Origin of the sequence: Prevotella communis, from assembly GCF_022024175.1 — a bacterium.
Classification (GTDB): Bacteria; Bacteroidota; Bacteroidia; order Bacteroidales; family Bacteroidaceae; genus Prevotella; species Prevotella communis.
In genome coordinates, this window is the sequence record NZ_CP091794.1 from 1,556,540 (window position 1) to 1,569,151 (window position 12,612).

Annotated in this window: 8 protein-coding genes; all 8 read left to right on the forward strand. The window is 48.2% G+C overall.

Features of this window, described 5'->3' with window-relative positions; all coding sequences use genetic code 11:
• Nucleotides 1–366: 366 nt before the first annotated feature.
• The 8 genes from L6466_RS06320 to L6466_RS06355 all read left to right on the forward strand — a co-directional run bounded on the left by L6466_RS06320 (nt 367) and on the right by L6466_RS06355 (nt 12,498).
• Nucleotides 367–2,025 carry a helix-turn-helix domain-containing protein gene (locus L6466_RS06320; RefSeq protein ID WP_237803437.1) on the forward strand — a complete coding sequence of 553 codons (1,659 nt, stop codon included), beginning with the start codon at nt 367–369 and terminating at the stop codon, nt 2,023–2,025.
• A gap of 53 nt (nt 2,026–2,078) precedes the next feature.
• Nucleotides 2,079–3,773: a helix-turn-helix domain-containing protein gene (locus tag L6466_RS06325; RefSeq protein ID WP_237803435.1), complete on the forward strand. Its 1,695-nt coding sequence runs from the start codon at nt 2,079–2,081 to the stop codon at nt 3,771–3,773.
• A gap of 149 nt (nt 3,774–3,922) precedes the next feature.
• The gene (locus tag L6466_RS06330; protein ID WP_143010149.1) at nt 3,923–4,105 is read left to right on the forward strand and encodes a hypothetical protein; all 183 of its coding nucleotides are present in this window, start codon (nt 3,923–3,925) and stop codon (nt 4,103–4,105) included.
• Between the two features lie 72 nt (nt 4,106–4,177).
• Nucleotides 4,178–5,707, forward strand: coding sequence for a BACON domain-containing protein (locus L6466_RS06335; protein WP_237803434.1), 1,530 nt, complete (start codon nt 4,178–4,180; stop codon nt 5,705–5,707).
• Between the two features lie 13 nt (nt 5,708–5,720).
• Nucleotides 5,721–8,060, forward strand: coding sequence for an MAC/perforin domain-containing protein (locus L6466_RS06340; protein ID WP_237813100.1), 2,340 nt, complete (start codon nt 5,721–5,723; stop codon nt 8,058–8,060).
• Nucleotides 8,057–9,748 carry an MAC/perforin domain-containing protein gene (locus L6466_RS06345; protein WP_237803432.1) on the forward strand — a complete coding sequence of 564 codons (1,692 nt, stop codon included), beginning with the start codon at nt 8,057–8,059 and terminating at the stop codon, nt 9,746–9,748. Before L6466_RS06340 ends, L6466_RS06345 begins: the two co-directional genes overlap by 4 nt.
• A 47-nt stretch (nt 9,749–9,795) precedes the next feature.
• Entirely contained in the window at nt 9,796–11,133 is a 1,338-nt protein-coding gene (locus L6466_RS06350; protein WP_237803431.1) for a hypothetical protein, read from the forward strand.
• A 24-nt stretch (nt 11,134–11,157) separates the two neighbouring features.
• Complete coding sequence (locus L6466_RS06355; RefSeq protein WP_237803430.1) at nt 11,158–12,498, forward strand: hypothetical protein; 1,341 nt, start codon at nt 11,158–11,160, stop codon at nt 12,496–12,498.
• Nucleotides 12,499–12,612 lie beyond the last annotated feature (114 nt).

Sequence of the window (12,612 nt, forward strand, 5' to 3'; positions counted from 1 at the left end):
GGTGGATGGAACAAATCTATTTTGATCTATTTTGTTAAGTTTTGATCTAATCGCAAAAATCTCCTGTATTTGTGGTAATATCGTATAAGAACTGATTAACAGCCAAATGTATGTGGGCTGATGGCTGATGTCTGAGGGGGGCATTTCTTAGACTAGAATATAAAAAACGGCTCTCTAAGCATGGCGCTTTGGGGAGCCGTTTTTTTTGTAATTCTGAAAAAACGACGAGAAAAGTAGAAAAAATGACAAAAGTATTTGATTGTTTAGTAAAAAAGTGTACCTTTGCAACCATTATTATCAATAACTTATATGAGAAGGAGTTTTTCAACCATAATTTTAACAGTTCTTGCCGCTGTAATAGCTCTGATGATGGGCTGCACAAAACCTGACCGCAGCGAGGAGGAGCAGAAACTGAAAGAAGAGTTACAGAAAATAGCATTCACGACACCCGAAAAGGCATTTGCAAAGATTGACAGTGCTGAGCGGGTGGGGTTGTTTTCAACTGCCACTGCCAACCTCCTCAGAACTAACCACTACGGACAGATAGGACAGACACGGTTGGCTATATTCTACGGTGAACAGATAAAGAATGTACCAGAACTGAAGCGTGAAGGCGTTTCCTACTATTCAGCCCTTCTCATGCTGGGCGGATGGCTGGAGAGAAATGGCGAGTATGCCAAGGTCCTCAGCCTGTGTGATGATATCATTGCCGACGTGGACAATGAGCGGAAGCAGGGTGGAGGAGAATCCGGCATCAGCGAGGAGGTGGCTTTGCGAGTGAAAAGTCGTGCGCTGACGCTCAAGGGCAGTTGTGAGCTGAGTATGGAGCATCCCGACAAAGCCGAGCAGTATTTCCTGGAGGCTATTGACATCATGATGGACGGTGTGAAGCATACTGACGACTACTGGGTGATGGACGCCATGATTATCGCCGTTGGAGAGGCTACAGAGTTCTATCTTGAGCAGGGGATGCCCCAAAAGGCCCTGTCTCTGGTGGCTAAAGGCGACACGGCCCTGGCCCGACTGGATCGCTGCGGTGAATTGCCCGACCTCGTTCGCCAGATCCGCCACAATAATATAATGATTGGCCAGGCCATGATCTATGCCGCCAACGGTCAGCACGACAAGGCCGAGGCCCTGTATCTGAAGCACCGTGAGGCTGAAAACCGCAAGGTCTATGACATTGGCGCTGATGCCCGCTATCTGTCTATGACTGGTCGCTACGACGAGGCTGTCCGCCTGTTCCGCCAGACCGACTCGCTCTATCTGGCCCAGGGTAGTGCTATCACTACCGAATACATCAAGCACTACATGATGAACCAGTATGAGACCCTGCAGAAAGCCGGACGTAAAGACGAGGCACAGGTTCTTTCAGACCGCATGCGCCAGTTGACCGACTCCATCCGCATACAGGAATGGAAGACAGACGTGGAGCAGCAGCAGGAAATCCGTCAGAAGGAGACCGAGATTGCCAGTCGCCGCCAGTCGCTCATCATCCACCGCATCATCCTCGTTGCCGCCATCCTCATCTGTCTGCTTATCATCTATTTCCTGTGGCGTTCTCATCAGCATAACAAGGCACTCCTTGAGAAAAACCGCCGCCTGCTGGCCGAGATAGAACAGCGTGAGCAGGAGCAGCAGCAGAGCATCGAGCAGTTGAAGGCCGAGCCCCAGGAAAACCTCACTTCCGAGCAGCAGCTCTTCCGTCGTATCTGTGACCTCATGGAGTCGCCGGACCGCATCTATACCGATGCCGACCTGGACCGTAGCCGTCTGGCCCAGCTTCTTGGCACCAACGAGCACTACGTGACCGATGCCATCAGTACCTGTACCAATGGTAAGAGCGTGAACATCTTCCTCAACGAGTACCGTCTGCGCTATGCTACCCGTTTGTTGGCAACCACGAAAGATTCCATTTCGCTGATTGCCGAACTCTCCGGCTTCTCCCGCAGTTCGTTCTTCCGCATCTTCAGCGATGCCTACGGTATGTCGCCCTCGGATTATCGTAAGGCAGCACGAAAATAACAATAATCGTATATATAGGAGTCTGGAAAAATAGAATTAGTCATTAACTGGAAATGAAGCATCGGATATCCCTCACACTTATATGTGCCGTGCTAGCCATGCTGGCATCTTGTTCTCATTGCGGCGATGCGAAGGACGACGCGAAGGCAAAAGCTATGTGGCAGCGGTATTCCGAAGCCTACGATGCCAAGAACCTGAACCGCGCCCTGGCCGTCATCGACAGCATGGAGACAGCGAAGATTGTCTGTACGCCCAAGGCCGATCACCTGCGTGGACTCGTCTACGACCAAGGCTGGCAGATGCGGATAGCGGAGCAATTCTACAGGAAGTCTTATCAAGGCTATGCCTCAGACCCCTCGCAGGATTGGCATACCTATACCGACGCGGGCTATCGCTGGGCATGTCTTCGCTTTCGCCGGGGCGACACAGAGGGAGCCATGGACGTCATCGCCAAGTTACTGCCATTGGCAAAGGAAAACGAGTCGTTCCCCAAACATACAGAGTCTGCTTTGCTGATGCTCATGGCTGAAATCCAACTACAGTTGCACCAGTTCCAGGAAGCACAACTCACGGCACAGAAAGCCTATGAGGCAAAACAAGAGGATACCCAAGATAAGAGCCGGACAGGGTGGGGTATGGCCTGGATCTGTATGAATATATCCACGATTTACCATACATCAGGTGACCTCGAAGGCGCATTGGCATGGCTTGACCGTAGCGCACATGGGCTCGAACGCGCTGAGCAAGAGCACGATGACTCGCTGCTGATTGAGGAATGGAAAGGCCATGTGGCACTGCAGCGTGCGCTGCTCCTACAAGAAACCGGTCATACTGCCGAGGCTTCCGCAACATATGCCGCCATCCCACGTAGCCGACTGATGGAGCCCAATGCCTACAGAGAGGCGGCCGAATATCTGATGGCAGCTGGTCGCTACGACGAGGCGGCCTACTGGTATGAACAACTCGACAGCACCTATCTGGCTACCGATGGCGCCAAGATGACCTTCGACAACATCGCCGACCGTCTTTCTCCCCGCTACACGGCCTACCGCAAGGCTGGTCGCAACGCCGACGCACTGATACTTGCTGACAGTGTCAGCGCTGCCATCGACTCTGCCCTTGTTTGGCAGAAGCAAAACAATGCGGCCGAACTGGCTGTTATCTACCAGAGCCATGAGAAAGAACTGGCCCTGAACGATGCTAAAAGTGAGACCCGCATCCATCGTGTACTGCTTGCCGCTGCCATCCTTGTCATCCTGCTCATTGGCTACTTTCTTGTGCGCGTACGTATATATAATAAGGAGCTCCTTGAGAAAAACCGCCGCCTGCTGACCGAGATAGAGCAGCGCGAACAGGAGGAGCAGCAGACCATCGTGCAGCTGAAAGCGGAACCCCAGGAAAACCTTTCAGCCAATCAGCAACTCTTCTGCCGCATCTGCGACCTCATGGAAGCTCCGGATCATATCTTTACCGATGCCGACCTGGACCGCAACCGCCTGGCTCAGCTCCTTGGTACCAACGAGCGCTATATCACCGATGCCATCCGTCATTGTACCAATGGCAAGAGTATAACTGCCTTCCTCAACGAGTATCGCGTGCGCCATGCCGCCCACCTGTTGGCCACCACAACAGATGCCGTAACTGTCATTGCCGAACTCTCCGGCTTCTCCCGCAGTTCGTTCTTCCGCATCTTCAGCGATGCCTATGGCATGTCGCCCTCGGATTATCGCAAGGTAGCAAGGAAATAACAAAAATTGCCCATTTTATAGGAAAAAGTAAGCCTGGCAGCTCTGTCGGGCTTACTTTTTCACGTTTTGAGACTTTTTTTTCCTTCCGTGGGACTATTGTTTTCTGAAGACAGCCTAATTTTGCAACCGAAATCAAACAAACAATGCGTATGGATATATCACTAATTCTCACAGTTGCCCTGGCCGCCTCCTTCATTGTGGTGGTGCTGGTGCTTGTGGCCATTATCATATACCAGCGTTGGCGTATCGGCGACCAGAACGTCTTCATTGAGCGCTTCATCCGTCAGAACGAAGAGCAGCGCCAGAAATTGAGGAAAGCAGGAATACTTTAACCAGATCAGGACAGTTCAATGATAACTTATTTCAATATCCCTATTCAATAACCATTTAACAAAAGAGAAATCATGCAAAAGATTTTCTACCTGATGGCCGTGGCCATCGTGGCTGTGAGTTTCACAGGCTGTACAGACAACAATGATGACATCAACCTAACACTGGGCCAGGACGGTGCTACAGAAGTAACAATTAATCGTCTCGGTGGCGTAATCGAGGTGCCCATCACCTGTAATGGAACTTGGAAAGCTTCACTACCCGAAGATTGTGATTGGGCAAGGGTTATCACCACAGAAGCTAAAGGATTGGGCAAAATCATAATAACATCCGATTATTATGCACCAGACAACACAGAAGACCGCAGCACGATGCTTACTGTTATTTCTGGAGACAAGACACAGACCATTCGCGTACGCCAGTATCTCGGATTGAAGGACGGTGAAAATGACGGTGCTACCATCCTAACCGATGCTTGGGGCGAAACAGTTCTAGGTTTGGGATGCAATATTATAGTTGACGAGGGGGCTTCAGAGGATAAACTCTTTAAGAAGAATGCCGTAGTTAGCCCTGAGAACGCCAAGTATATTGCTGCAAATAGCATGAAGTATAACCGCGTGTTCGTAAGCAGTTCCAATGCTGCCGATATAGGTGAGGAGGGCACAAAAAAAGAGAATAATGAAAAATGGGATACCCTTGGTATCCGTGCTAGTGTCAGCGTGACCTACGGTCTCTTTAAACTTAAGATTCAGGGACAGTATAAATCTAACGAGAAGGAGGTAAAAAACAAGTTAAACTATCAGACCGAATACCAAGCACCTCGTGCTGTTGCATGGGTGGGTGCTGCTGACTTGGCCTCTCTCGCAACAACAACTATCACACGTAAGAAATATCCTGATGAGGAAGAATATACTAAGATGAGACAACTGCAGGATATAGCTGTCTGCCCCGGATTTGACGATTTAAGAGTAACTATCATGGAACTGTTCGATGAAGAATATGCAGACTCTGACCTCCCTGCAGCTGACAGTACTTGGACAATACCTTCCAAAATCCGTACTAAGCTGGCAAGCCTTGATACTAAATACGGACCAGTGTATGTCTCGAGAGTTCTAATGGGTGGCTCAACTTTCCTGAATCTTGAGTACGACTCAGTGTATGTTGCTGACACACTACAGCTTAGTGGTTCTATTGACCTCGAAATTACCAGCGGTCTCTTGAATGTGAAGGCTGGTGTGCAAGCCGGATACGCCAAGGTTGCTAAAAACATCATGGAGAACTCTAAGTCTACCTTCACTGTTCGCGGAGGTGATAAAGATAAACGTTCTATATTAGCGAACTCGCTGACACTGAAGAGTACAGAGGTTAACAAACAGGTAACAAAGGATCTGGATATAAATGCTGTTCACAATGCACTGAAAGAATGGTCGGCCTCTATCCCTGACGGTGCACCCACTATGGCAAACAGGGATCTTTACGCTCCCATCTCCTACGGCTATAGCCCTGTTTGGGATCTCTTCGGCGATTATGCAGCCTTGGTCAAGGAGTATTTTGTAAGAAAATATAAGAATAAGAACACGATAGTAAATTTGGAAGACATGTAATCCAGTCAGGAGTATGAAACACCAAATGATTATTCTCTCACGGTTCATCGTTATTGTGGCAGTACTGCTCGTTGCAGTAGCCTGTCACGATGATGACGAACCGTCGTCTTGGTCTGGGGACAACGAGCTGAAGTTCAGCGAGACACAGGTTGTTGTCGGTTATAGGGGACGATATTGCACCTTGTCTGTTGCCGGGCTTGCAGAAGATGACAGTATTGTTACCGTCGCCCCATCAGCCGACTGGGTTGAGTATGAGGAGGTGTTTGGCAACAATCTGTTACTGTATATACAGCCCAACGAAACCATGCGCCGGCGTGAGGCTACTGTGACAGTGGTGTCTGCACGTGGGGTGAACAGCACCATCAGTGTGCTTCAGCACAGCAGTACAGAAGACGACACAAATGCTTTGGACGAAGACTCTCTTAGTAGAATAGCCCGTGTGGGATATGGTTATAACTTATTGTACGACTATGCCGACATGAAGAGTGTCAGTGCCGACCCCGTGTTCGACTATCAGGCACTGGTGGCTGCTGAGCGCGACTATGGCACCATCATTGGGCAGGAGCCCAATAATCATATAGACTATAAGTACTACACTTCTTACACCATCTATGAGATGGCTACCCGATTGATGAAGGAACAGACCAGTAGTACTTCGTTTCTGGGACTCAGTAAAAAGGTGAGCCGTTACACCAGTGTTAAGGAGTACGATTCCCAACAGCAGTGCTATGGCTATGCCAAGTTTACCAAGATTGTGGCCTCGCGCTATCTGGACATGGGCAAAGTCGATGAGTTGCTCCGTCAGCCTTCGCGCCTCAAGTTCTTTACGCCTGCCTTTGCTGAATGGGTGAAAAAACTGGAAGAGAATCCTTCAGACCGTGATGCCGTGGCAGCCTTCGTTTCCACATACGGTTCGCATGTCATCATCTATGCCGACCTGGGTGGTCGTTTGGACTATGAAGTGAACTTCATGAAGCATGAAGTGAACCGCGAGGAGATGGAACGCTATATGAAGACTGTATTGGGGCAGGAACGGGTCAGTGAGGCGACCGAAAACACATCCCATTCTGTTGAGAAGGCCGGAAACGTTCATGCTGATGTCTTTGGCGGTGATCCGGCTCTTGGCCAGATGGTGAAGAATCGTATCGTGACTTATGATGTGACCCACGAGCAATTAGATCCTGCAGGTATAGCCGAATGGTCGGCCTCTATCGACATCAACAGTCCGCAATACCTCACAATGGCCAATTGTCGTTTCATCCCCATCTGGCAACTCTTCTCTTCGTTTGCAGCTCAGGATGCCGTTCGCAGACGTATCCTTGATTTGGCCGAAGGTCTTACGAACCAGAAAAGGGAAGAACTGGGACTGAACAATTATATCGCCCTAGGCAACGTGCGGAATCTGCAGGGATTCGATGGCGCAAAGACGCTGGCAAGGGTTGGTTACAACAAGGGGATACCCAAGTTCGAGATTTGCAACGAGTATGTGCCAGAACTGCGGGCTGACCGTCGTGTCACCATCATCTATCCCATTTACAACAAATTGACCAACATCCGTCATGGTATTTTTCCTGGCGATGGAGAGAACACGCCTTCGGAGGTTAGCTTCGATGACAATGGTGGCATCTATGTGCAGCCACTTGAAGAGTGCAAGCCTGGTGATGTGTTGGACTCTCTGTTCTATATCGATGGAGCCATCTATGCCACAAGCTATGGCGTGACAACCAAACCATGTGAACTCACCGTACGTGATGAATGGTTAGAGATCCCCGGACACCCGAACTATCCTGTGGTAAAGATCGGTCCTACGTTTTGGATCCGTCAGAACGTTGCCGACGAGCTAGGCTTCGGCATACTGTATGATGACTACGGCTATGAAGAATGGGAATACCGCGAGTCGGTCTACGATGATTCTGGCAAGAGTGTGCTCTATGCCGAAATATTCAATCCGCTTGACGATAATAAAGTGAACACCTTAAAGGTAGGCAGTGAGGAGGACCGCTGGTATCTGCCTTCGGACGTTGAACTTGAGGCCATGACGCGTTACATCGGAAAGAATCCCAAGGCATTGTTCACTGGCCAGCAAACTGGCTTCGATGCCACTTTCGATGGCTGCGAGATGGATTATGACTTTGTAGACCGTCGCTGGCTGATAGGATTCACACTGCTCTATCGTGGCGAACGATGCTTCATAGCCTTCAAGAGAGACCGCTCGCGAACGGCTAAAGACGGCACCGCACTGATGCTGATGCCCGACTACTCGCTGACAGAGATTCCCATCAATCAGGAATACAACTGTCGCTACCCTGTTCGTTTCTGTCGTTCCTATTTATATAAACATGATAACCTATGATTAGGAGAATAAATTTTCTGATATCCGTCGGCATCATAGCCTTCTGTCTGACAGCCTGTAGCGATGATGACTTTGATCTGCAATCCCCTTCATTGCCGGCAGACAGCATGAATACAGACTATACACGCGCCGTTATGGAAGGCGAGCGGTTGATTTACACGCATGGTGTGGGTTTCAGTTATAACGGCCTTTATGGTGAGTACTGCAACGCGGCCGATGTGCGTTGTCAGGTCATCGACCTCGATTCGCTGCGCAAGTATGACCGCTCGAATATTTATCGTGTCATATACAACTCTGGCGAGCAGGAGGAATACAAGGATGGCTTCAGCCTTACTGAGTATGTGCAGAACACCTATGTTTCTGCCGATGCTGAGGCCGACGTAGCCATTGTCTTTGCCGGTAGTGTTCAGGCCAATTTCAACATCTGGCAACATGGACTCACAAATTCCTATTTCTGCAAGTCGACGGCATCAGTGGGGTTGAAGACGAGTTTTATTGACGAGGAGTCGCTTCCTGTGGTCATCAAACGGTACGACTACGGCGAGCGGTTGCTCACCCGCAACTTTCGCGAAGCACTGGCCAGACTGAAGAAACAACTGGAAGACCCCTCTGTAGACAAGCGCCGCATAGCCATCGACTCGCTGATTGCCCGCTACGGTACCCATGTAGTCACCAGTTCAACGATTGGCGGCAGCATTGAATTGGAAATGCGTATCAATACCGATACCCTGCGCACCATCTATGACAAGAAGCTGATAGCCGACATGACCTTGGCCGTATACAAGAACCGCCAAATGAGCGAAAATGAGCAGAAAACCTATCATGTGCTCAATAGTGCCGACTGCCGACTGACCGTTCGTGGAGGCAACACTTCGCTGATTGACAGCCATGTCATCGGCTTTAAGTGGGGCGAGAATCGACTCAAGGGAGCAGATGTCAGCCAGTGGAAGGAATCTGTTAACGAAAGCACAGCGGCCATGACCTCTATGTCCATGATTCCCATTTGGAAAGTGATTCCTGATCAGGACCTGGCCAAAAGGGTGGAGGCACACATCACTGGTGAGTCAGAACTGCTGCTCGAACTATATGGCTATCAGAACTTCGTCAGTACAAAGTTCCCTGCTCATCCCCAAACGGATAAGGGTGGCTATGGCTGCAACGTTCTGACAGCGGGACGCTATGTGGCAGCCGTCTATCAGGAACGGGTGAATGCTATCAGTCAGGACGAGGATGTCTGGGTAGCCTATCCTGTCTATAATCAGCAGGTGAACCTTGCCTCTGGCCTCTGCATCTATAATGGTGTGGCCTACCGTGTAGGCTGGCAGTTCAACAATTTGCATGTGGAACAACTGAACACCACGGATGTTCCTGCTGATACCATCTACATGAATGGCGGTGTGCTGGAGCCCTTCAGTAAAAAGGGACTGAAATACCTTGGCGGTAAGACTGTAGTGGCCTATGAGTGGCCATCGGCCATCAACACAACAGGAAATGTCAACATAGCGGTTCCTTGGTACTATGTCTATAAGCGGGGCAACTACTTCTATCTGCGCAGTCGCGACGGAATGGAACAGACCGGCATGTTAGGCGGACTACCTAACTGGAGTTATAATACGACCTGGCAGCGCATGGTGCGCAATGGTGATTATTATTATTATTACAACGAAAAAGAAGTTGAAAAACTGTGATAGTATTAAGTATTAAACGAAAATCATTTTTAATATCGAACAAAACAATGAAAACCAAAAGATTCTTTTCACTATTACTGATGGCAGTCGCGCTCTGTTGCTGGACAGGCTGTAGTGATGATAATGACACGGATTCGAAACTGGATAATGACATTAGCAATGCAGCGTCTCGAGCCACTCGCGAGGATTCCGTCCGCATAGCTACACAGCTCGTCTATCAGAGGCTGTGCGTCACAGACACAGCTATGCACATTAAACTGTCATCTGGAGTAGACGAGTTTCAGCCATGCTATGGCGCACAACTCTATGATGTGACCCCCACAGTGCGCTATGTCTCTGCAAACTCTCTGGCCGATGCACGGCAAATGTTTATCACAGAATTTCAGGGAGCCATCACGTACCTTAATGCCGACACCACGGCTGTCACCATCCGTCTGGACTTAGGTCAACAGGGCTACATCTGCTTTCTGCCAGAAGGCAGTGACGGCCATGTGGCAAAGATTGAAGTCAGTTTGAAACAGTTGGACCGTCTGACTGAGGTATGCTTCCTACAGGATGAGGCATGGCCACAGAATGCCGTTAATTCCATAGCTCAGGGAAACACATTCCTTAGTACAGACGGACACAACTTCATCTGCATCAAGAATGCAGAAAATCAGGCCGGTTTGATGGTCACTTTTGACCTCGGATGGGACCGCCTGTTGAACAATGACGGCTATATAGCGCAAAGGCATGACCCGACATTGGGAGAATGGCCTAACGCTCCAGATAACCTTCCGGGCAGGTATCCTTGGCATTCCTATATATTCTTCAGTCACGATGGTATGATTCGCTCCAATCAGTTGTATTATCTGCAGGGCTTTCTCTACGAAGAGGGCAGACAGAAAATCAATTCTAAGAATAGCTTAAAGCGCATCGCAACTGATAGGGTTGTAGACCTGCTTTATGGTGTAGGCAAGGTTTATCTTTGTTCGGATGGCTGTTGGCTTGATACAGGAACTAAACATGAATATGAAGACGTACTCTATTACAGCATGAGAAAAGAGAAGGTGCGCAGAGATGATATAAAAAGAGATTATATCTGGTTTTCTATGAGATTCTTTATTATGCATCCAACAATTGGCGAGTGTCGTTGCGAGGATTGGCAAGCCAATTCTTTTAATATTCGGAAAAACTGGATCACCCAAAGTAATTTTAGGAATGGCTCCACTCCTCAGCCATACAATTGCTTTAACCATGAAACTGAGTATTCATGGAATTACAGGTGTGGTTATGAACTGGACAATTTCATCCGTGTTCGCTGCTTTGAGTTTTATCAGTCATTTGACTACCAATCTGCAGGCCTTGTCAGGACTGATAGGTTTAACAGAAAAACTAACTTTTAAATAAACCTTTTTTATATCGTAAAAATGAAAACGAAGAGATTTCTTTCTTTATTGTTAATGCTCGTTGCACTTTGCTGTTGTTGGACAGCATGCAGCAGTGATGAAACAGGAAACTCTACCCTAGAGGATGGCAACGAATCGTTATCTTTCGTTCCCACCCATCAAGACTCTGTAAGCATTGCCACACAGCTTGTCTATCAGACCTTATGCGTTGCTGACACATCGATTAACACAAAACTGACTACGGGCGTTGGCGATTTCCAACCAAGTTATGGTTCACAACTCTATGATGTGACACCTACTGTACGCTATGTCTCTGCAAACTCTCTGGCCGATGCACGTCACATATTCATCTGCGATTTCCTCTGCCCAATCAACTTCCTCAACGCCGATACCACGGCTACTGTCATTCGCTTGGATTTCGGACAGCAGGGCTACGTCAGTTTTCTGCCAGAAACAGCCAATGGACATGTGGCCAAGATTGAAGTCAACCTGAAACAGTTGGGCGGTCTGACTGAGGTGCGCTTCCTTTTGCAGGAGGCATGGCCACAGAATGCCAGTTCGGTCATTAGGCAGGGCGATACATTTATCAGTCGTGATGGACACAACTTCATTTGTATCAAGGATGCAGAAAATCATGAAGGTATGTTGGTCACTTTCGACCTCGGGTGGGACTGTCTGTTGAACAATGACGGCAATATAGCACAAAGGCACGACCCGACACTGGGAGAATGGCCTAACGCTCCAGATAACCTTCCGGGCAGGTATCCTTGGCATTCCTATATATTCTTCAGTCACGATGGTATGATTCGCTCCAATCAGTTGTATTATCTGCAGGGCTTTCTCTACGAAGAGGGCAGACAAAATAAAAACTCTAAGGAAGCATTGAAGCGTATCGCCACTGATAGGGTCGTAGACTTACTTTATGGTGTAGGTAAGATTTATCTTTGTTCGGATGGCTGTTGGCTTGAAACAGAAACTAAACATAAATATGAAGACGTACTCTATTACAACATGAAAAAAGAGAAGGTGTGCAGAGATGATATAAAAAGAGATTATATCTGTTTTTCTATGAGATTCTTTATTATGCATCCAACAATTGGCGAGTGTCGTTGCGAGGATTGGCAAGCCAATTCTTTTAATATTCGGAAAAACTGGATCACCCAAAGTAATTTTAGGAATGGCTCGACTCCTCAGCCATACAATTGCTTTAACCATGAAACTGAGTATTCATGGAATTACAGGTGCGGTTACGAACTGGACAACTTCATCCGTGCACGTTGTTTTGAGTTCGGTAATGGATTCGATTATGCGACAGTTGGCCTGGTAAAAACTAATAGTTTTAGCAGAAAAACAAATTTTTAAGTATTCGCTAGTTACTTTGGCATAGACCATCCTACGTCGTTAATAGGCTAGCTTATATAACTCATAGGCTAGTCTACATTTTTTATTTTTTCTGAGTTTTTCCAATTATTGACG